Origin of the sequence: Enterobacter asburiae (assembly GCF_024599655.1) — a bacterium.
Classification (GTDB): domain Bacteria; phylum Pseudomonadota; class Gammaproteobacteria; order Enterobacterales; family Enterobacteriaceae; genus Enterobacter; species Enterobacter asburiae_D.
Window position 1 is genome coordinate 1,438,179 of sequence record NZ_CP102247.1, and the last position, 21,921, is coordinate 1,460,099.

The window sequence follows — 21,921 nt, forward strand, 5'->3', positions numbered from 1 at the left end:
CATGTCCGTAAAATCACAGTTCCTGAAGAAGCTACAGGCCAGACAGCCCGTTCCGGCTTTGCCTGGCAGTAAGAGTCAGGTTGACATTGCTGAGTTTCGCCTGCGAATGGATCAGCTTCAGACGCAGATGGATGAGTGGCTGACAGGTACCGGACTGAACGTAGAGACACTGACGACATCAGTCCCGGACCTGCTGGTGGAGAGCGGGGCTTTCGAGATTTCCGGTATCGTTCTGCGTTATGAAAACCGGGCGGTTAAGTTTATGCCGCTCTTTCTTTATGGGCAGGGAGTAGCTGGTTGTGTCGAGGTGACTTTCTGTTCTGGGGAAAAGATTATTTCTCAAGGACGCCTGTTCATGCGGATGGGGTGTGTAAGTGACTGGACCTTTACTCTCCCTGATACGCCATACCGGTCAGGACAACTATTTGATGAAGGTATTTTTTTCGGTCTGATGTTAGCGCTATTGCCATAGCGATAATATTCATTCTCTTTATTAGTCACTGCGAATTGACTCGCGAAATGATCATGGAAGCAATAATGAAAAAACTAAGCCTCTTTCTTATGTTCAGTGTCCTTTTTACCTTGCAGGCTGAGGCCGCACGAGGAAGACAGCCCTGTTCAGGTTCAAAAGGAGGGATTGCACATTGCACCACGGATGGTCGTTTTGTCTGTAACGACGGCAGCTTTAGCCAGTCGAAGCGATTCTGTTCCGGCTACGGGAACGCAGACGCCCTCCAGCAGGAAAAGCCTTCCGTTCCCGCCAGTAAAACTCGTACGAAGAAAAAGGTTACAATCGCGAAAAAACAGGAGCAGCAACCCGTTATGGAAAGCGTTGAGCCAGCCAATACGCAACCCCGACAGCCCACATGTGCACCTCTTTATATGGCCAACAAGCCCGGCTTCACCCATTTACCGATTTGTTCAGGGAATCAGTATTAATCCTTGGGGAAAAGGTTCCTTTTCCACTGTGCGGATTGAATAAACTGGATTGCAAGAAGAAAGGAAATAAAAATGGCACGAAGAAAAAAGGATAACAATGCTGCGGGAATTATTCTGGTTATTATTGGCGTAATTATCTGGGGTGTTTATGTCGCGGTAAGGGCATTAATTAATCTTAATGAGCGATTTATTGAGTCAGTATCGAACCCGGTCGGAATACTCGGTCTGTTCTTTGGTTTACTGATAGCTGTTGCGCTGTTAATACGGGTTTTCATTTACCGGGGCTTCCGGAAGAAAACCGCGGAGCTTGAGCAGGCTATGTCGTACCTCATTCAGAAAGAGAAAGCCTTTGAAGAAACTGTCAGCACTGAAGTGGCTCGCGGCCTGTATCAGGAAAAGAAAGAGCTTTCGGGTCAGTGGGAGGAATTTCGCAATGCCAGAAATAAAGCCTCCCGGGCACTGCAGCGTATTGTGGATTCTGCGTATAAATTCAAAGTCAAAACACTGCTTTCCGGCACCACGGTGAATAACTGGCAAAGCAAGTATGACCAGCTCAGGAAGGAAAGAGACGCTTACGCGGCTATCAGCGAGAAAATCACCTTTTTGAAACTTGAAGACAATGCCGACTGGGAAGGCGTAAAACAGGAGTTTCTGGATAAGGTCGCCCTGCTGGAAAAAGCCCAGGAAGAAAAAGAGTTTCAGGCAGAGCTGAAGCGTCAGATGCGGGAAGAAAAACAGCGTCAGGATGAGCTGGAGCAGCAGCAGCGCGAAGCGGAAGAGGAGGAGCAACGCCTTGCGGAGCAGCAGCGTTTACTGGAGGAAGCTCTGCTCGCCGCTGAAGGGGCTCACAGGGAAGAACTGGAAAGACAGCGTCTGGAGCTGGAGCAGAAAATCCAGGACGTGCATCAGCAGTATGAACGCGCCAAATCCATGGCTCAGCTTACAAAGCAGGGACATGTGTATGTGATTTCGAATATCGGTTCCTTCGGTGAGAACGTTTTCAAAATCGGTATGACCCGACGGCTGGAGCCCATGGAGCGCATAAAAGAACTGAGTGGTGCAGCCGTGCCGTTTGATTTTGACGTTCACGCCATGATTTCCTGCGATGACGCCCCCGCACTTGAAAAGACACTTCATGATCATCTGGAAAGCTACCGGATCAACAGAATTAACCTGCGTAAGGAGTTTTTCCGTGTCGAGCTCAGCAGAATTATCGATGAGGTAGAACGTCACCATGGTCAGGTTGAATATATTGCTGACCCAGTGGCTTTGCAGTATCTGCAAAGTCTCGAATATGCAGAAAACGAAGCCGCATAAACGATAATTCGCCATGTTTCCTCATGTCAAAGGAATATCTGGTCATGAATGACATCACCCCACGTAAAATAAAAACCGGCGGCGACCCGCGCACGCTTCCGGAATATGCATCCCTGCGTAATGAACTGAGTAAGCTAAGCCATCCCGCGCGCCCGGATGTGAACTGGGTATATGTGGAAAAGTGCTGCCTTTCATTATTCGAGCAAAACGGTGTTGAGTTGCAGACAGCAGCCTGGTATACCCTTGCCCGTACGCATCTGTCTGGATTGGCGGGCATGAATGAAGGGCTGGCAATCCTGGAGGCGCTGATTAGTCGGCAGTGGGATATTCTCTGGCCGCAGGCGTTGCAGGTTCGTATGGAAATCCTGAGCAGTCTGAGTCAGCGCCTGCAGCAGCTCGTACGTATGCTTCCATTGAACAACGGTAATCTTAGCGAGCTTTATAGCGCTGAAGAGCTGCTTACCAGCCTGGGGGCGGTGCTCCAGCGTCTTGAGCTCAAACACTATAGTCAGTTCGATACGCTACGAACGCTGATACATTCAAGCGCAGCAAGGCTGGAAAACAGTAATGGCGTAACAGATTTGAATGAGAGCAGGCCTGGCAGTGAAACGCCTCCGGAGAGAGCTGAGCCGATCGAGGAGGTGAAATGGGTCTATGTTGCGCAGCAGGAAACTGAGCCGAATAGTGAGGACCATATGGCAGCTCCCGGATCTGCCACACCATGGAAAGCCTTTGTTGCCGGGATGAGTTCTACGCTGGTGGTTTGCATCGCTGTGGCGTGGGGAGCAGGCTTTCTGTCCAGACCCGATCCCTTAACGGCTCAGGCTATTGCCTCGCTAGCGCCGTTATCTGAAGTGCTTACACCTGCTCAGCAAGACGCGTTAATACAGCGAGGTACTTTACCGGCCACGTTAATCACAGATACGCAGCAGCAGCTTGCCCGACTGGATAAACTGCCTCCTGACTGGAGCATCTCCTACAGCTTTCAGCTCTTAGAGCAGATCCAGACACTGCGGCCGGAGGAGGCTAAACCGCTCACAATGCAGTGGCAGCAAAAATTTAACGCGACAGCCTTACCTCTGGACGCAATGAACAGCTGGTATCAAGGAATGATGAAGCTGCAGCAACTGAGTAATCGGCTAAGTAGTCTGGATGAGCAAAAAGGAAATTATATAACGGTGAGCGAGCTTAAATCCGTGGTTTTTTCGACGATGCAGTCATTTAACCATGCGATACCGGCTGAAGAGCAGCTCAGACGCCTGTCGCAGTATCCTGCCGGAAATGCGCTTCCTGAAGCAGAAAAGACCCAGCTGGAGCTGCATCTTAAACAACTGGCGGCACGGTATGTTCTAATAAAACAGGGTTCTTCAATTCTGGCGGCGGACAGGTGAATATGCTGGAAAAAGCGTGGAGGTCAAAGTGTCCCCTGCAGACTTCGAATTTGTGTTTTAATTCATTGATGATAATGCGATTTAAGTTGTTCGATTAATTCATGTGCCCCCAATAAGGCCCCCTTCTGTAGTAAGTCAAAACTAGAAGGTTGAACGGGAATTTTTACCTCCATCTGAAGTGTTTTGGATTGCACGGTGCCTGCCTGTTTACGGAATCGTAGTGAGCATCATCGGCGTTTGAAAATGATACCATATAGCAGACCACATTAATCAGGTCGGCCAGTTCAATACCATCGATATCAACAGCGATAGGACCCACGTTGAAGGCCAGTATGTTAATGGAATCAGTTTCCGTGGTCAGGGACAATTCCATGAATGTTGTTCCTGAGCTGCTTTCCCTGCGATGATATGTGTGATCCTTTTGTATCCAAAACGCTGCATCAGTCCCGTTGCCCGCCTGGCCCGGAGAATATCAATTGTCCCGATAAAAGCGGACTGTAGGTGAAAGGAGAAACCCGGGCGATCAATTCGCACCAGTTCAGATTTTTCAACGAGAAAATTGAGTGCGTCTGCTAGTGAAATCCCGGCATCAATATGCTGCTGAATCACATTGCCATCACCAAACTGTGTGTCGTGAAGCGAAAGGCCGTAATGCCTTTCCAGCAGATACGTCAGAAGTTGCTGCCAGATTTCAACGGGCGTCGGGTGTGGCGGTGCCTTCCGCACCGAAATGGCGGATAAGGTTTGCATAATAAAATGCTCCTGAATAAAGTCGGGTTGAAAAGGGGATGGTTTAGAAAGTGGCGTTAACGGGGGATGCCGTTGCCTGACGTTGGATAAATCGCGATATAAATGTAGCCATGAGAGCCGAGTGAATCAGCCTCACAGGTCAGCCCTTTTGCATAAAGTGTAACGCAATGCTGATGGCGGGGGTTGAGCTCACCGGAAACCAGCATTAATTCCAGCTGTTTGAGCAGTACCTGAAATGCCTGATCAAGATGGCGTAAATCTGCGTCACTGAATGTACCGGCAATACTGGCGCGGTCAGCCAGGTAATGAAGACAGTTGCCTTCCTGTACCAGTCTGGCACCAAAACACGGGGTTATGTTGCGCCGCAGCCCCCACCAGGGCTCCGCTGTCATGATTTGCTGCATTTGTTGTGCTGTGCATTTAAGTAATCCTTAACTATGGGTTAATTCAGGGTAACGCTGCGCAATACGACATACGGGCCGTTGCGGTCCTGGCGGCGTTCAGCAAATACGGCCAGGACACCGCTGATATCCTGTACCTCCCGGCCGGCATAGTGACAGATGCTGCCGGACCACTGATATTTCCCGGTGCAGAAGCGAAACAGCCGGGACTGCGGATGCTGGTGGTATATCGTCATTGCCTGACGTTTGCTGATTATTTTCATCGTTGCTTTCTTCCTGGCTTTACAGCCAGCCACGTTCCGAAAACGAAACGATATCCATCCCACCGACCACCAGGTGGTCAAGCAGGCGAATATCAACCATTTCAAGTATCTGCTTCAGACGTCCGGTAATCAGCCTGTCGGCATTACTGGGCTCAGCCTCTCCCGACGGGTGGTTATGGGCCAGTATGGCAGCCGCTGCGTTATGCTTCAGACCGGCTTTAACAACCTCACGTGGGTGTATAGTGATATTGTTGATTGTTCCGAGGAACAGCGTGTCGTGGGCTATCAGGCGATGCTGGTTGTCGAGCCAGAGGACGGTGAAAATTTCACGTTCCTGCGTGGCGAACTGCAGGCGCAGCCAGTCCCGGGCGGCATCGCCTGAGGTAAATGGCGCGCCAGGCTCGCGTAGCCGGCATGCCAGCAGGATTAAGGCTTCCCGTATGGTCTGCTGTGCGGATGGTGAGAGTGCGGTGGCAAACAAAGGTAATTGTTGTTCCATAGCGGCTCGCCTCAGTCGATGATGTGCATAATGGCGCTGCATTCAGAATGCGCCAGCGCATAGTCCCGCAACCGGTAATAGTGCACGGTCATGGCATCGCATTCCGTACGGCAGGCATGGTGGCTGTAAGTTATGAGGCAGACTGCAATCCCGGCAGCCTCTGCGCTCATTTCGGCGCTGTTGCCGTTCATGCTGTTAAACAATTTCCATTTTTCATCGTTGCCAGCACCGGCTACTGGGGCGATAAACGCACCGCCGTTGCTTAACATATAAAACTGCCAGATACCCCCGCAGTAATCTTCACAGAAGCGGTCCATCCAGGCGAAGATGGTGGGCTCCAGGACTATCCACTGCGGTATGCCGTCAAAGTGCTGTGGCCAGAAGGCGAAACGCTGTTCATCGGCCACCGGCGTGCACACGATGCATCCTGCATCAGTTTGTGGTGATGTGAGTGATTTCGTCACCGTGCCGGTGAGGTTAAGAACGTTGTTCATGTGATTTCCTTTGTTTTTCAGATGGGGTATTGAAATGAAGTGACGGACAGGGCTCTGCCGGGCCATCTTCATCACAGCGTGAGGGCCAGTGACCTTCAGGTATGCTTAATGCACAGGCTAAGTCCTGCCGGGCGGTAAAGAAGGTGCGAACACCAGACGCACCGGTCGCCGTCAGAGGCGGAGCGACAACCGGCCCGGCAGGTCAGGCGTATGTTCCGATACAGGTATACCTGTTGCTGCAGGATGCATGCTTCTCTTCACTGAAGACGCCGGGAGCATAATGTGCCAGCTCATCGCGGGGTAACGGGCGGTCAGCCTTGTCCACCGTGACCGCACCAGAGCGGCTGGCTAATTTCATAAAAACTCCCTGAATACATAAACGAAAAAAGGCCCTACTTCCGTAAGGAAGTACGGCCTGTCGATAGACTGAATAACGTGAAAGTGATGCGAACCGGGTTGTCAGATTAGCAGGTAATAATGTGGCGCAATGGGCACAACGAAAAGCAGGCGGGATAGCCTGTAAATCATTCCGGCCCTTATCATCCGTCCTGCTGTCATTTTGCTTTCATCGCCTGGCATAAAGCAGAGCGCCACATAACGGGGCGGGTATTACCGATACCGTAAACCACACCCAGAATTGGCATCCCTTAGCTCGGGCACATCCTCCGGTAAATGCTGAAGCCATAATCCATAACGGCAAAATAAGGAATATGGCTGATCCTTACTGATGGTCGGCGAGACGTCTGAGCGGGGCAATCTGCGTGTTACCCTGGGCCAGACTGCAGTGACCGGCTCCGGCGGCGACCAGCGCGCCGGCGAGCGCCGGAGCCAGAGTACGGACAGGGTATTGCCAGCTCCACGCCAGCGGCCCGTGAGCGGATACGCCGTCATTTTCATAGAAATGAAAAACAACGCTTCCCGTTTTATGCTCCAGCATTCGCGACGCGGCGCGGGTCAGGTCCGGGGAGGCCTGACTGTCGAATAATGTGGACCGCTGCTCAGCATGCGTCTTCATCTGATGCTCTCCCTCCGGGTAATACTGGATGGTCATACCCGTTGCGCCTGACGCCTTACCACCGGTGATGTCCTTCAGCCAGTAAAGGACATTCAGGCGCTTTTCCGGCCCGTTGCAGGTCAGAATAAACCGTTGCGATTCCTTCCCCCTCGTGGCGGTGATAATAAAATCATCCACGCCCTCCATGATGTGGTCGTGCGTGACCTGTATGTTTTCTGCCATCACGCCTGTTTGGCTGACCGGTTTCGGGTCGTATGCTGCCGTCCGGCCCGCCTGGGTCCAGAGTACGGCGACGATAATCAGAAATCTGGTGACAGTTATTACGGTTCTCATTGCGTTCATTCTCCTATTTCAGGCAGGACGACATACATATTCTGTCCCCTGACCTCAATGGTCACGGGCTCACTTTCGCCGGTATTCAGCAGCACCCGTGCCTGCCAGAAACGACCGCTCACTTCTTCACGCATCTCTGTCACGCGGATACAGCGTTCGTCAAACCCCACATCACGAAGGATTTTTGTCACTGCATTGCAGGCGTTCAGCGCCAGTGTTGCCGTCCCGGACTGTTTGTTCAGCAAATATATCCCTGCGAATGACAGTGCCGTACACAGCAGCCAGACCTGCATCAGCCGCCAGGGCTTACCCTGCATCTGGTCACGCTGACGGAGATACACCACCGGGAACCAGAACCAGAGACAGGAAGGGGGCGTGATGCCCTGTTTCATCAGGTTTGACCGGTCCAGCAACACCCAGACCAGGGCAACAACCATATAAATGGTCGGTGCGAGGGGTTTGGGAAAATTCAGGAACAGCACAATCCAGAGGAGCGGAAGGACAGCCGCCAGGCACCAGGCGAACAGGTCGGGGCGTACAAACGGGTATGATTTCATGGTTTCGCCTCCCGCTGAATCGTACCGGAGGACAAAATGCAGACAAAGTACATCATAGAATATTCCTTTATAAACAATTGATTAAATATCATTAATGGCAGGGTTATCTTCACATGCAGCATAGATCGTACTGACTTATGAGAAGGCGGGATAATTGTTAATTCAGATCGATATACGTAAACCGATCGTCGATAACTATCAAAAATAACGATCGATATAAATTTATTGATAGTCAAAATCAATTTAATAAGCCTTATTCGATCGTTGAAACAGATCGAAACGGCAGTGGCTGGCACAGAAATTCAGAACAGAAAACGCCAGACGGCACGGATAACGGACAGGAACTGCTGGCGCAGACGCTGAAAATGGCGGATGAGCGTCCCTGAGCGCTGCAGGAGCACGGTGGCGTCGTCAAAAATATCCGCTGCCACGCTGACAAAACTGTCCCGGGCAATCCTTTCTGCTGATTCAGTACGTAAATCAGGATGAAGGTGGCAGGTAACGGTGCTGCTGCTTCGCACGGGCAGCGCCCTGAGCAGCGCTTCGGCCCATCGTGCCAGGTTGTAATGTTCTGCGGCTGAAACGGCAATGACCGGATGGACTGCGGCAAACAGTGTGGCTGCCAGTTCAGCACGGCTAATGAGATGTATGGCCTGTTGCGGTGAGGGATGATGGCCGGTCAGGTCCCATTCCCTGCAGGGCTCTATTTTGTCGGCCTGAGACAGCACGAACAGAAAACGCTCAGGTTTTGCTCCTGTGCTGAGCAGTTCGTGATAACAACGGAGGTCATCTTTCCACGCCCGGTCGTCTGCTTTAAGTACCCATACAACAAGATCCAGTCCGGGTGACTCTTCCCGGTAAAGGCGGCAATATATCCGGTCGAGTTCCGGCGTTTCCCCGATACCGGGAAAATCAAGAATATGAAGAATACGGCTGTCGTGGCGTACCTGATAGCGCTGTATATGTCGCGTACATCCCTTGACGGCATCCACCCTGGCCGGAGAGTTGCGAAACAGGGTATTACAGAGGCTGGATTTACCTGCGCCCGTTTTTCCCATCAGCCCGATGACAGGTTCATAATTTATAATACTGCTGAGTCTGTGGCTGATTATACCGGCCACCTCAGCAGGCAGCCCGGACAGGAGCTGCGTCAGTGGCGTTTGTGTCGGGGATCCATTATTCATATTTCACCAGTGATAAAAGGACGAGTTATCACCGGGGTAATATAGGTCTGAAAATATTTACAACTTAAATTTGAACTGTATTCCTGCCATCAGGACAACAATACAGTCCTTTCTCAGGGCCGTCGGCGGAACGATTGTGTGGCATTTATACGCGCTTCCAGTCCTCTGTAACGATCGTCTATCAGCATCTCAAGAACGGACATATTATCCGTCCGGTAAAACTCCACCAGAAATGCCAGTTTTTCGGCATGCTCTTCACTGAGCGTATCCCTGCCTTTACGGGCAGCCTGTTTTTTGCGGAAGGTTTTCTGATAAAACGCTTTATTTAGTTTTTTGCATATTTCCCGTTGTATTCTGGTAACAATATCCCATAAATCGAGAAGGGCATAAATGGTATGGAATACCTCCTCCGCGTTAACAGGGGAAGGCAGCATCACGGGGCAAAGAGGATTGTCTCCCTCAGTATTAAAAGCCTGCTGATATTTTACCAGAGAACGGTACGCCCACACGCAGGTATCCGTATCGTCAGGGGTAAGCCATTTAAAACGCGTGAGGTGAATGGCATTTTTACGCCAGATATCCAGGTTTTCTGTAAGCCAGATACGGATCGCGGGGGCATTATTTGTTCTGACGCAGAGATAATCCACAAAAGCAATAAGTGCCGTCAGACGCTCATGATGACTGACCGGAGATAAGGTCAGGCCTGATTCTTTATACCAGGAATCATAAGGCATGTTATCCAGGGCCTGATTTATGCGCTGGTTACATTCTGGATCCAGACATGCTCTTCCCCATAACCAGTATGTTGCCCGGATGTCGTTTTCCAGCCATGAAAAGTGTTTCTCAGGAAGGATCGTTGTGCTGAGAGCCAGTTCCATTCTCCGGATAAATATCTGTCGCTTCTCACTCGCAGGGAGATAAGCCTCAAGAACGTCATTAATAATCCGGCACGAACGGGTGACGTCCGGGTTATTACCGTCGAAGGCATGATTTCTGCTTTCGGGGATATTCGCATAGATATAGTGAAAGTAAAAACGACAGGCACGAATGTCTTTTGATCTGATGTTCAGCCGGGTGTTGTCCGTCACATATGTTCCTTTTGATAGCTATTGTTCATTTACTGCTCATTTGTACCGTGTCATTATGACACTTTTACGTAGAGAATACGTAGCACTAATTCATAAATCGTAGTTTTTACGTAGTGGCATGAGGTTAGCATGATGTGATTACGTAACGAAAACGTAGTTCACCGGGGAAAGGGTAAGTTACCGGATAAGACATGATTATGGCCGCAAAGAAAAACACCAGACCGCATTTTTGTGCAATATGATGAAAGAGATGCCCGGCCGGAAGTCCGGTCTGTTTTGAGAATGGCGACGACAATAATCAGGTGCTAACTTGAGAGTGAATTTAAAAGAAAATACCGGATTTAAATCATGAAAATCCACTTTTCTTCTTTTATTGCATTTCTCATTTTAACCGGGCCTTTTTGTCGGGTTGGTAATATATATAATATAGAGGGATGAATATAGAGAAATGAAGATAGGGTAGTGAATGTAACACAGAGTAATTAGGATTAGATGGTGTCGGGTAATTGATGTTGAGCTGTATGGATTAGTAAACCTCATGTCATGCAGGATGATTGGCCTTATATGCTGGTGTTAATCAGTACTGTCAATGTGCCTGGTAAGTGTATTGTATATGGGTATTGTTTATGGATTTAATTTTCTTGAATGTTTGTGGTGGGTTTGTTTACCCCTGATGTGGCGCAATTATCCAGCAAGATAGTAACAGAAAGGATATCGAATGCAGATGGTTCGTGCTGGTATGCGATGCAAATTAATTAAATACTGCTGGTTAATATTCTGTTGGATAAACCATAAACTTTAAGATAATGAATAATGAGTATTAATACAGCCAGCTATGGCATGCTAAAATCTGTCTATGTAAAACGTATCCAGAACGCCCTTGATAAAGCCCTTCAGGAATATCCACGGTTGTTTGTACTGAGAGTGGATCTGCGATTGCCGGATACTGATACCACTGCCTGTAATACGGATTCATCCCTGATTACACGTTTTATTGCCTCCCTGAAATCACAGATTTTTGCAGACTTACTGAAAAGGCATAATGAAGGCAAACGTATTCATCCCAGCCGGATACGTTATATCTGGGCGAGAGAATTGAATGAGTCCGGTAAAAAACATTATCATGTTACGTTACTGCTTAACAGGGAGACATATGCCTATCCAGGGCGTTATACAGCCATAAACGGTCGGTATTCACATAATCTGGCATTAATGATTATGGAAGCCTGGGTAAGGGCACTGGGACTCCATAAGGTGGAAAACCATACGCAATATTATGCGCTGACAGAGTTTCCTGAAAATTGCTATTACCACCTGAGCAGGAACAGCGACAAGTTTACTGAGCAACATACCGAAATAACTAACCGGGTCAACTATCTGGCCAAGGAGCACAGCAAGGATAATACAGACGGTCAGCGTAACTTTGGCTGCAGTCAGTGCTGATTAAGAAATAAGTATTTTTCTACTGGCGAAAGGAATGTTATGGCGGAGTACCAGAGTAACGATACATCAATTGCTCCTGGCACTCCTGTCTTTCATTCCCTTAAGACAGAGAGAAAACGTCATGACAGATACAAAACCCCGAAACCTTCTCAGCGATAAAATGGTCGATATGGCCTTCATTACGGAGTTTACCGGGCTCAGCGATAAGTGGTTTTACAAACTCATTCAGGACGGGCACTTTCCTAAACCTATTAAGATGGGGCGCAGTTCACGCTGGCTCAGGAGTGAAGTGGAGGCATGGGTACAACATCGAATTACAGCTTCCCGTGGCACCTGAGCAGACATGGTCTGCTGATGGAAAAACAACGCCGTACTAAACCAAAGAACATCCCGGAGAGCTAGAAGTGTCTCCTTTGCCAGCGACAGTATTCTGGTGACAGACCCGCCCGTTTCTTTTCGTACCACTGTAACACCCGCACAATTTTAATCTCGGTAGCCTGCAGGTACTGAATACAACGAATCATCTTCCGCTAACGTATATCTGACCCGCCATACATCCCATGCTACGATGCCCATGCCAGGACAGCTTACGCCTGCGTGTTGCCTGGTGGTAAGGAGCACCACGATGTATGCCAAATCTTACATGGTCCTGGTCGGTAATGGTTGCCTCACTGGCGCCAGGGCGGCACAAAAGTTACGTTGCGATTCCGGTAATCAGCACGAGCGAGCTGTGAACGACTATACGATGCCATTTTCTCATTAGGCTTTCGAGGGATAATTATTTTTATACCTTTTTGCAGTTCGTTACGTAAAGCACGTCCGAAATAGGCTTTATCTGCCAGTACCGAGCTACCACGGTGTTTTAACTGCCGTTCTGACGTCGAACACAAATGTCATCCAGCGCCGTCACTAACCAGTCAATGAGGCCATGAGCATCAATAGTTGAAAGTAATTTATTGAAAACAATGTTAATCACTACTAGCTTCGACCATCGGTTAAAACGGCTGTAAATGGTTTTTCATGGACCATATCGCGCTATGGTGCACCAGAACACAACCCCAGAACATACTGTTGATGATCATACAATGTTCTTCTCAGGGGAGCGGCCTGTGGTATAGCTGTTTCAGCGGGTAGTAAGGGCTGGATAAGAGTCTATTCTTCATCGGAAAGATTGTAGCGAGCCATAGTTCAATGTTTTGTGGGAACAGGTTATCACTATAGCTCAGTTGGTTAAAGGACACAGCCTAGTTGACTTCAAACTTTACGGGGAAAATTTAAGGCTCAAGAAAGCCCGTACGGCACTTCATTGGATGACTTTGGTAATCACCTATGGGGAATTTTAGTGAGCTCGCGCCTTTCAAATTTCTCTGCAATTTCGTATTTCAGATGGTGGGGTTAAGAGGAGTTGTTAACTTCACAGGTGATTAGTGAATTTTCTTTCGTTTTTATGGAATGTTAATATTCCATTTTTTTTTTTTGCGTGTGGGGGGGGCAGGGGTATATTTAATTTTATTAAAACTAGGAAAAAGGTGTTACATTAATTATGAAAGACAAAATCTTGGCCACTCTAGTTTTGTGTTTCGCTTCCGGCTATGTCATGGCGGGCGAAAATATGGGGGACGTGCAATTTTTAGGGGTTGTCAGTGACGAAACCTGTAATATTCAACCAGACGTGGGTGGAGCAACAACTTCACTTGTCCGTCTGGGGAGTGTTAAAACATCCACAACTGCAGGAGGTGATGGAAGCAATGAGGGGACACCTGTCGCATTTTCTCTGAAACCAACTGCAGCATGTGCCGAGACCATGAGCAGTGCGGTATTTGGTTTCTCGTCCTCAAGCCTGAACTCTCTGGGAGTTGGGAATAGCTCAGGAACAGCTACAGACGCTAATATGATCTTGACAGCAATCAATGCTACCGGTGGTCCGGTGGAGATTAAACAAGGATCCACCACAGTTGAAGTCCCAATTACTGATTTGAATACTACTGGTGCCGAGTTTACTGCACAGTTGATGGGGGGAACTATTGCTGGTGAATACAACTCTACAGTTGTCTACACAGTATATTACAATTAAGTTAAGTTCCCTGTTGCGTTAATATCAAATGCAACGGGGAACATTCTTAGGTGTAAATGTTGGTTTATATGTGTCATCGTATTATCGTAAAGTATATTTCGTTATTCGAAACACTAGTGCTGTTGTCATTTTTTAACTGGAATGCGAATGCAACAGAATTTAACATGGCTTTTGCGAAGGGGGTGGAAGAAGTCCCTTCTGTTCTGAAGTCAGACGTGAAATACCCTGCCGGTCAATATTATGTCGATGTGCTTTTGAATGGCGTATTCCTTAGGCGTATGCAATTGGTCGTATCTCGGAATAATGAGCGGGATAATCTGTTGTGTCTTGATAATGAATGGTTGCAGAGTGCAGGTGTCTGGTTTCAAAAAGATGCCTACGAAGAAACTTTTGATGTTACTAAAGATTGTTATGCTCTTGAACGAAAGGAAAGCACACATCTGAATCTGGATATGAGTGCTCAGACACTGGATATTATTATTCCTCAGGCTTGGTTGCTGGAAAAAAATGATGCTGCCCGCTGGGATTATGGAATTAACGGTCTGCGCATCAGGTATGACGGTAATTTCAATAAAAATGTCCAGTCAAATAGCGGGGATGATGAATTTAACGCATTTGTTAATTTAGATACCGGTCTCAATATAGGGAGATGGGTATTATCGAGTGACATGAATATCAACCGCAATGTTACTGGAAATAAATTCTCAACCAATAACTTTGTTTTATCGACAGCCATCAGTCAGGTACAAGGAGACCTTTTTCTCGGTTATTCTCAGTCCCGTACAGAATTGTTCACTGATTTTGGCTTCTACGGAGTATCCCTGCGTTCAAATCGTAATATGCGCGCACTGCGTACCCGTGGATATGCCCCGACAATCACAGGAATAGCTACCGGCACGTCACGTATCACAGTGAACCAAGGCGGTTATACCATCTATTCCCGCGTGGTGCCGCCAGGACCATGGCGCCTGGATGATATAGCCTCGACAGGTAACGGAGACCTGATGGTGACTGTAGAGGACGAAGTCGGGCGGAAAACCGTAACCGAATACCCGGTCGCTACGCTACCTTCCCTGCTTCGCTCCGGGGATCATGAATATAACCTTGCACTCGGAGAACGTAATAAATCAAACACTCTTGACGATGCTTTCTCCAGAGAGGAGGGGGCTTTTGTGCTGGCGAGTTTTGACTGGGGGCTCCCGACAACCACGCTTAATATGGCGGCAATACTCCATGGACAGTATCAGAGCGGAGGCATTGGTATCACGCAGCCATTGGGGGGATGGGGGGCGCTGGCCCTTAGTGTGAACGGGTCACGAGCGGATTATAATGATGGTTCACGGCGCGAGGGAATGAGTTCATCAGTGAAGTATTCAAAAAGTTTCAGCGGCAAAACTGACCTTCAGCTGATGGCGTACCGTTACCAGAGCCAAGGTTACACCGAGTTTGCAGACTGGGATCCGAAAAGGACGAATATAGAATTATTTAATGATCCCCATGACTCAGAATATGAAACGAAGTATATATGGTCTGACGGAAGGGAAAAAGCTCGTTATGAATCACGTCTTTCCCATCGACTGGATGGTGTATTTCTCAGTGGTTCATTTTGGCAACAGACATACTGGGATCGTAATAAAAGCACTCATGGCGCGAATATTTCGGCAAGTACTACCATGGCGAGTGGTATATCTCTGACTCTAAGTGGAAACTGGTCCCAGAGTGCTTGGTATGCAGAAGATGATTATTCCACAGCGTTAGGGATAAGCATCCCATTTTCTCTGGGGGACATCCGCCACTACAGTAGTAATACTATTGGCTATAGCCGTTACAGTGGAATAAATTTTAATAATACGACATCTGCAACAGTGAACGAACGTTTGAATTACAATCTCAACGTTGGTACTGATGAGAAACGCAATGATACGATAGGGGTATCTGCCAGTTATGCATTTGACCGAATCCAGACAAATATGGCCTTATCGCAAAGCCGTTATGCTACTACCTTGTCGGGTAATGTATCAGGCTCCGCAATTGCTACTGCAAAAACAGATTTGCTTCTGACGAAAGAATCAGCTGAGACGATAGCGGTTCTGAAGATTAAAGATATACCCGGAGTGACTTTTAATAACTCTCTGCCCACTAACAATAACGGTAATACGGTAATGTATTTATCGGAATATCACCCGACCACTATAAATATTAATCCGGAGAACGTTCCTGATAGTGCAGAATTGCTGACAACTTCTTATGAAGTGGTGCCGACAGAAAAAGCTATTATTTACCGTGAATTTGATTTCGAACAAGTTAAACGCTACATCCTCCAAGTTAAAGATATTCATGGAAAGTTGTTGGCCGGCGGGACTGCCAGAACGGAACAGGGACTGGATGTGGGGTTTGTTAACCGTAATGGTGTGTTATTGATGAACCTGATTGCAACGCCCCAGAAAATCCTTATAAGCCAAAGCGAAAGAGAGTGTAGTATAAATATGGCTGGTCTGAAAGACGGAATTAACCTGGTTCAGGAGACACATTGTGAGTAAATACAAAATTATGCAGGGCTCCCTAATAATGATGACTCTGATGAGTTCAGCGGTTACAACATCAGCTATGGCAGCCTTCACTTTGAATGGAACTCGTTTTATTTATGAAGAAGGAAAAAACAGCATTTCCCTTGAAGTAAATAACAGCACAAAGGAAACCTATGGCGGACAGGTGTGGATAGACAATGTCTCTCAGAACAATGCGAATGTGTATTTTGTACCATCCCCCCCATTTTTTAAAGTGGAAGCGGGCAGAAAACAGGTTTTGCGTTTGATTAATGCTAATCCGGCTCTGCCGCTTGATAGGGAATCAATATTCCTGATTAATCTACAGGAAATACCGCCTAAATCGAAGCAAACGGACGGCAGTATGATCGCGATTGCAATGAACACGCAGGTGAAGCTGATTTACCGTCCGAAGGCGCTACTTAAAGGCCGAAAAGAGGCCGAAAAAAAACTCACTGCGATACACAGGGACGGACGTGTGTGGCTAAAAAATACAACGCCGTATTATTTTGCAGTGACAAAGTTGAAAGTAAACGGAAAAAATATCGAAATACCTAGAGCACAGCAACGGGGGTTGGCGATGCTGGCCCCCTTCAGTGAAGCAGATACAGGGCTGAAGAAAAACGATAAGTTAGCGATTGTGGCTATAAATGACTGGGGCGGGGAGCAGGAATATGAGGTTAACTAGCCGAATACTGCCTCGGCTATTTATTTATCTGCTATCCCTGATCGGGAATTCAACCGTACAGGCAACACCTTTAGCCACAGCGTCTGCTACCGTTACCCTGAATATTACGGTCACGCAACCATCATGCACCCTCACGATGCCCGAGACAGTATCACTGGGGGGAATGTTACAGGGGATACGTAGCTACGCCCCTTTGTTTATCGACATACGCTGTGGGTCTGGTTCAGGCGTAACTTCAGCGCTCTACGCAGAAATTGTGCAGGGTTTCCCGACAGCCGGCTATGTCGACCGTATTAATATGATCGCTCCTGCCGACAGCAGTGGAACAGCAGCGCAGTTGTGGCTGAAAACAGTAGACGGTAATTCTGTAGTGATGGACCCTAACGGAAGTTCGAACATGGACAGTCAGTTCTGTAGAGGGAGCACAGATCGTCAGTGTACTCTCATACCCTACACCCAGATAGCAGCGGACACTCCTAGAGGAATAACATCAGCCGTGGTGCGTGTCAGTGTGACATACCCCTAAAACAACGTCAGTTTTAAAATTCTGCCCTGCCATGTAGGGCACTACATCTTCCTATAAGCAGCGAGAAAAATTAATATGAGATCCTTTGCGCTAGCTTGCCTGGCCGTGTCTTTTCAAGCAGCCTGCTATCCTATGAATTGCGTGCTAAGTAATAACTCAACGGGCACCGAACCGACACTTTCGAATCCGCTGAAAGGAACACCTGGCCCGGTGGGAACGACCGCTCAGTCCAACTACGATAATCTGCAGATCCGCCCATTTGCCCCAAGTCTGACATGGGAAAATGGCTTAACCGCTAACATAACCGTACCTCAACTTACCAGCACGCTGACGGGGCGCCCGTGGGTTGAATTAACAACGAATTCTGCAAGCGTTAAAGGACCAGGACCTGATTGTTGGCAATCCGCGGCATACGCCTGGGACGGATCAAATCATGGTATAACGACCAGTGGATCCCCGGATGACCTAGGGTGTTTATTCACAAATGATTCGTGGAACTGGAGACAAACAGTAACGCTAAGCAAAACTAAAGCCGGTTTCAGTTTTCCTTCCACTGTTTGGGACCGGGCAGACAGTAAGATCGTATTTAATTCAGAGGGTTATCCGGTAAGTGCAAGCGGGTCAAGCACGGATTTAAACTGCTGCACAGCTACAGCAACAGGATCGTTACCACGACAATACACTACTACAATCACTAACGGCGTTGAAGAAATGGTCAAAACGACACAGCATGTCTTAAAATATACACTGACATGTACACGCGACCCTATAAACTTTGTGGTGAACATCAATCCCTCTGAATTATCGTTAATAACATCACCCGGCCAGACCCAGACACAAACTCTAAGTGTGAGCCCCACTGCAGATGGAGCATCAGTTGGAACATGGTCGATGCAGGCATTACTGGACACAAATATGAACGAGGACGTCGCCACCATCAAAATAGCTGACATGGCTGGAACCAATATACCGTTTGGTGAAATGCGGAGCTACAACGGGAACGTGCAACTGCAGGTGTCTGCTACGGGGCTACGAACAGGTACCGGCGAGCAGCGGATAACCCTTAATGTCGAATTGCCGTAGAATCTAGCCTCAGCAGATGCTGTATTAAAGCAACATATGTGCAGGAGTTTATATAAAATGTTCCGTCATGCATAATGGCATAAAAACGTCATAGGGCCATCTTGCCTGGGCGATAAGTGCCTGAGCGTGTAGCTTTCCTTGGCTTATTTTACGTGCGTAGTAATCTGGAGATAGCCTCCCTTCGCGTGGCGAAGGTGCGTCAGGCGACCCTCTGTGATAATTCTGGCTGCGGTCCTGACGCCGATTCCAGGCATGCTGGTAAGGACCGAGTAAATAGGGTGAGTAAGAGCCCGTTGTTCTGTCTCAAGGGTCACCCCATAACTTGCCATTGTACTGGTCAGCCAAAACAGCGCTCCTAAACTCGCTGTTAAGGTGCTAAAAAAAATATGATCGCATTATAAATGGAAAGCAGGTCAGCGCTGGAGGACGCGCTTCGCCATATCTTAATCGTAAGCTAAAGGAAGACAGTCGCCGGGTAAATCCAAAGCGGGTATACCGGATCATGAAACTCAAAAATCAGTTGCTGGCAAATCGGGTCAGGAGAAAAAGCATCGTAACCATACTGGTAATGTGATCATGCTGAAACCGGATACCTGATGGTGCTCTGACGGCTTTGAAATACACGGCTGAAACCGGGAAGTGGTACGAGTGGTATTCAGCCTAGACTGTTGTTATCGGGAGGTTACCTGCTGAGCTGGAGTGCCACCATAGGGGCCTCAGCAGTGCGGTGGTGCATGATCTGCTGACATAAAGTCTGAAGAAGCTGTTCGTTAACACGCTGATGGTCCCACCTCCAGTTGAATGAGTGACCGCTAACGGCTGTTGTTATATAGCAGATGCCACACGCACGTTCGCCAGTTCACTGAGGCTCAAAGTGTGTACCACGCCAGTATGTAGCCCGGAAAGTAATGGCATGGCAGATTCGTTCGTGAAGATGTTCAAACGGGATTACGTCTACGTAAATGACCTGCAGGATGCAGTATCAGTGATGGACATCTGGCAGAATGGATGGAAGATTATAATAACCAGCATCCACACAAAGGCTTGAACATGAGGCCCCTGCGCGATGCCGTGTTAGCAGTTAATTAGTCGTGTCCGTTTTAGCAGGAGCAACTCCACCAGTCAGGTTTTGTTTCAGATATCGTTGAAAAGAATTGATGGTACTATCAGCATATATGGCCATGGTGCGGCATAAAATTTAAGCAGGGTTGCATGTTAGTAAGGATGTCATGTCGGTTCTTCAGGATGGATGGCTGTGGTAAGACAGGACAGGATCGTCACGCAGGCGTATGCAGAGTCTCACCTTCGACGCCACACCTGCAGCACTACCTTGTTTTTCCTTTCTAATGCATGCTTTTTTTTGCATCAGCAAGAGATTTCCTATACTCGCTCAGTGGCAATGGACGACCAAATAAATATCCTTGTATATACGTCACGCCCAGGGCTGAAAGTTGTTTAGCTTGTTTTTCCGTTTCCACGCCTTCTGCTATCGTCTTAAACCCGAGCAGTGTTGATAGCTGTATGAGATTTTTTACGATATGAACCGAGAAGGCATCTTTTTCAATGCCTGTGATGAAAATTTTGTCAATTTTTACAATCCCTGCTGAAAAGCGCTTCAGGTATGCCAGGTTCGCGTTACCAGTTCCGAAATCATCAATAGCAATAATCACACCGGCTTGCTGTAGTTGATGGCAAATTCCAATGGTTACGGGATCATCATCAATATGATCCCGTTCTGTTATTTCAAGAACTAAAACAATACTAGGATTGTTAACCTTCTTGATAAATCGGAGACACATAGCGTTGATATCATGGTTACGAAAATCAGAGGCGCTGACATTTATGTGGCAATAGAAAGGTTCTGGTAAAACATTCTTGTTATTTTTAATGAAATCAGACACCTGGTCTGAAACCTGCTCAGTGATTCTGGTGATTAGCCCACTTGTTTCTGCAAGGGGAATAAACTGATCTGGTGGGATTATCCCCATTGTCGGGTGGTTCCAGCGAACCAGAGCCTCACACCCAACTATATTTAGCGTGTTGCTGTCTACGATATGTTGTAACCAGGGTTCAAATTCCCCCTGATTTATCGCGCTGGTCAGTAAGGCAACTGGCGTAGAGTGTCTGTTCAGGAGTCTATAAAGGAATGCCGAAAGGATGAATGACAAAATAAAAACAATCAATGGTCCCCCACGAGCGTAATTCCAGATAACTTCCCTGTCCAGAAGGGAAGGCCGGGAAGTGAAAACCTGTATGCCATACATCTGTGATGTTGCTACTCGGGTCCTGTTAGTCCAGCCAGGGTTAGTACGATGCAGTTGTCCATCTTCTCCCATCCACACATCGCCAATTTTCAGATAGAGGGGGGTGGGGATGCTTAATAAAGCTAGGGCGTTCTCAAGATAATATCCGTCAATGCCTACTAGAATACTCAGGCTGTTTTTGTTAACTCTGTATACGAGGAGAGATCTGGAAGGTGTAACCTGATTTCCTGATAGCAGTTGTAAATTACCGCGAAAATATTTCTGGTCACTCAAATGATAGTTCGTGGGGCCATAGAGGGATGTGCAGTATATGCTATTCCCGGTGACAAGGTTAATCGTTCTAACATCCGGGAGGGTAGTGACAATGCGTCGTAACGAAAGCACAAGTTCCTCCGAGCAGGGTTTACCTGCCAGATCATCGGATTTTTGTGCCGCAAGATTTGCATGGCTGACTGCACCATCCATTCTGTAAAGTGCTCGCCCGAGTCTTGCCTGCATCTCATCTTCTAGGCTGTCAGAAACAAACCAGAGGATAAAGGTACTTCCCATCCCCGTTAAAACTAAAAATACGATAATCGTGATCAACAGGTTTTTGTATTTATCCATTAACGTTCCAGTCGTGAGCAGTGCAAAAGGACAGAATATTTGTATATTAACAGAATACAATCACCATGCTAAAGGGGATAGGTAAAACTGTCGATGATGAAATTTTTTCCCCACGCAAGATATATACCTCACCTAAACTCATTGGTATATGTGTTTTCATATATTACTATCTGTATGAATGAGTATTTATTCTTGTTGTGAATGTTTTAATTGTTTATGATTTTGTTGGCAAATGTGAGGGCCGGTGCTTTGTTTTGTCACGTCTGCGTGTAGATAAAGGCGATTACCCGAGATGCTTATATATTTTACAAGAATGAAGATGTGAAAACAGTGGTACCTTTATCGCCGTGGTGGACGCGTGAGCGGTAGCATTCTCATTTTTGAAGTGCTCATCTGCCGCCATCAACTCTCAGCTGGTACGCCTTCGGCATCAGTATTCAGAGGCCCTGTTCACCCGGGA

General features: G+C 47.7%; 20 protein-coding genes and 4 pseudogenes. 10 read left to right on the forward strand and 14 right to left on the reverse strand.

Annotation, left to right across the window (positions count from 1 at the left end; translation table 11 throughout):
• The first annotated feature begins 1 nt into the window (after position 1).
• The 4 genes from NQ230_RS06885 (at position 2) to NQ230_RS06900 (ending at position 3,647) form a co-directional block, all read left to right on the forward strand.
• Positions 2-472 carry a hypothetical protein gene (locus NQ230_RS06885; RefSeq protein ID WP_257260559.1) on the forward strand — a complete coding sequence of 157 codons (471 nt, stop codon included), beginning with the start codon at positions 2-4 and terminating at the stop codon, positions 470-472.
• Positions 473-537: 65 nt separating this feature from the next.
• Entirely contained in the window at positions 538-939 is a 402-nt protein-coding gene (locus NQ230_RS06890) for a YdcA family protein (protein ID WP_257260560.1), read from the forward strand.
• A 72-nt stretch (positions 940-1,011) separates the two neighbouring features.
• The gene (locus tag NQ230_RS06895; RefSeq protein ID WP_257260561.1) at positions 1,012-2,256 is read left to right on the forward strand and encodes a GIY-YIG nuclease family protein; all 1,245 of its coding nucleotides are present in this window, start codon (positions 1,012-1,014) and stop codon (positions 2,254-2,256) included.
• A gap of 44 nt (positions 2,257-2,300) precedes the next feature.
• Complete coding sequence (locus tag NQ230_RS06900; RefSeq protein WP_257260563.1) at positions 2,301-3,647, forward strand: VasL domain-containing protein; 1,347 nt, start codon at positions 2,301-2,303, stop codon at positions 3,645-3,647.
• Positions 3,648-3,903: 256 nt separating this feature from the next.
• Here the strand turns inward: NQ230_RS06900 and NQ230_RS06905 are convergent.
• From NQ230_RS06905 to NQ230_RS06955, 11 genes and pseudogenes are all read right to left on the reverse strand, one after another.
• Positions 3,904-4,020, reverse strand: a pseudogene (locus NQ230_RS06905) (DUF5983 family protein); the annotation flags it as partial.
• Positions 4,005-4,397: a TA system toxin CbtA family protein gene (locus NQ230_RS06910; protein ID WP_257260565.1), complete on the reverse strand. Its 393-nt coding sequence runs from the start codon at positions 4,395-4,397 to the stop codon at positions 4,005-4,007. The gene NQ230_RS06910 and the pseudogene NQ230_RS06905, both read right to left, overlap by 16 nt.
• 56 nt (positions 4,398-4,453) lie before the next feature.
• Entirely contained in the window at positions 4,454-4,801 is a 348-nt protein-coding gene (locus NQ230_RS06915; protein ID WP_257260566.1) for a type IV toxin-antitoxin system YeeU family antitoxin, read from the reverse strand.
• A gap of 38 nt (positions 4,802-4,839) precedes the next feature.
• On the reverse strand, positions 4,840-5,061 hold the full coding sequence (locus NQ230_RS06920) for a DUF987 domain-containing protein (protein ID WP_257260567.1): 222 nt from the start codon (positions 5,059-5,061) through the stop codon (positions 4,840-4,842).
• A gap of 19 nt (positions 5,062-5,080) precedes the next feature.
• The gene (gene radC / locus NQ230_RS06925; protein ID WP_257260568.1) at positions 5,081-5,560 is read right to left on the reverse strand and encodes a RadC family protein; all 480 of its coding nucleotides are present in this window, start codon (positions 5,558-5,560) and stop codon (positions 5,081-5,083) included.
• Between the two features lie 11 nt (positions 5,561-5,571).
• Positions 5,572-6,054, reverse strand: a complete 483-nt coding sequence (locus tag NQ230_RS06930; RefSeq protein WP_257260569.1) for an antirestriction protein — start codon at positions 6,052-6,054, stop codon at positions 5,572-5,574.
• A 211-nt stretch (positions 6,055-6,265) separates the two neighbouring features.
• Positions 6,266-6,412: pseudogene (locus NQ230_RS06935) on the reverse strand (DUF932 domain-containing protein); the annotation flags it as partial.
• 363 nt (positions 6,413-6,775) lie between these two features.
• Positions 6,776-7,291 carry a hypothetical protein gene (locus NQ230_RS06940; RefSeq protein ID WP_257260570.1) on the reverse strand — a complete coding sequence of 172 codons (516 nt, stop codon included), beginning with the start codon at positions 7,289-7,291 and terminating at the stop codon, positions 6,776-6,778.
• Between the two features lie 116 nt (positions 7,292-7,407).
• Positions 7,408-7,959, reverse strand: coding sequence for a hypothetical protein (locus NQ230_RS06945; RefSeq protein WP_257260572.1), 552 nt, complete (start codon positions 7,957-7,959; stop codon positions 7,408-7,410).
• 302 nt (positions 7,960-8,261) lie between these two features.
• Complete coding sequence (locus tag NQ230_RS06950) at positions 8,262-9,143, reverse strand: GTPase family protein (protein WP_257260574.1); 882 nt, start codon at positions 9,141-9,143, stop codon at positions 8,262-8,264.
• A gap of 113 nt (positions 9,144-9,256) precedes the next feature.
• A complete protein-coding gene (locus NQ230_RS06955; protein ID WP_257260575.1) occupies positions 9,257-10,231 on the reverse strand; it encodes a hypothetical protein in 975 nt (324 codons plus the stop codon).
• Between the two features lie 813 nt (positions 10,232-11,044).
• On the opposite strand from NQ230_RS06955, the gene NQ230_RS06960 reads away from it, so the two are divergent.
• Together NQ230_RS06960 and NQ230_RS06965 are read left to right on the forward strand one after the other, a co-directional pair.
• Positions 11,045-11,674 (forward strand): inovirus Gp2 family protein, encoded by a 630-nt coding sequence (locus NQ230_RS06960; protein ID WP_257260576.1) that lies wholly within the window; start codon positions 11,045-11,047, stop codon positions 11,672-11,674.
• A 121-nt stretch (positions 11,675-11,795) separates the two neighbouring features.
• A complete protein-coding gene (locus tag NQ230_RS06965) occupies positions 11,796-12,011 on the forward strand; it encodes a helix-turn-helix transcriptional regulator (RefSeq protein WP_257260577.1) in 216 nt (71 codons plus the stop codon).
• A gap of 358 nt (positions 12,012-12,369) precedes the next feature.
• Here the strand turns inward: NQ230_RS06965 and NQ230_RS06970 are convergent.
• Positions 12,370-12,820 (reverse strand): annotated as a pseudogene (locus NQ230_RS06970) (transposase family protein); the annotation flags it as partial.
• A gap of 397 nt (positions 12,821-13,217) precedes the next feature.
• On the opposite strand from NQ230_RS06970, the gene NQ230_RS06975 reads away from it, so the two are divergent.
• The 3 genes from NQ230_RS06975 to NQ230_RS06985 are packed head-to-tail and all read left to right on the forward strand — an operon-like array spanning position 13,218 to position 16,982.
• Complete coding sequence (locus NQ230_RS06975; protein WP_257260578.1) at positions 13,218-13,748, forward strand: fimbrial protein; 531 nt, start codon at positions 13,218-13,220, stop codon at positions 13,746-13,748.
• Positions 13,749-13,804: 56 nt separating this feature from the next.
• A complete protein-coding gene (gene pefC, locus NQ230_RS06980) occupies positions 13,805-16,288 on the forward strand; it encodes a PefC/AfrB family outer membrane usher protein (RefSeq protein WP_306671194.1) in 2,484 nt (827 codons plus the stop codon).
• A gap of 10 nt (positions 16,289-16,298) precedes the next feature.
• A complete protein-coding gene (locus tag NQ230_RS06985; protein ID WP_257261324.1) occupies positions 16,299-16,982 on the forward strand; it encodes a fimbrial chaperone in 684 nt (227 codons plus the stop codon).
• 1,589 nt (positions 16,983-18,571) lie between these two features.
• Here NQ230_RS06985 and NQ230_RS22945 read toward each other — a convergent pair.
• A pseudogene (locus NQ230_RS22945) lies at positions 18,572-18,899 on the reverse strand (hypothetical protein); the annotation flags it as partial.
• 700 nt (positions 18,900-19,599) lie between these two features.
• Here NQ230_RS22945 and NQ230_RS22950 point away from each other — a divergent pair.
• Entirely contained in the window at positions 19,600-19,680 is an 81-nt protein-coding gene (locus NQ230_RS22950) for a hypothetical protein (protein ID WP_371745451.1), read from the forward strand.
• A 254-nt stretch (positions 19,681-19,934) separates the two neighbouring features.
• On the opposite strand, the gene NQ230_RS06995 is transcribed toward NQ230_RS22950, so the two are convergent.
• Positions 19,935-21,461, reverse strand: coding sequence for an EAL domain-containing protein (locus tag NQ230_RS06995; protein WP_257260579.1), 1,527 nt, complete (start codon positions 21,459-21,461; stop codon positions 19,935-19,937).
• Positions 21,462-21,921: the final 460 nt, after the last annotated feature.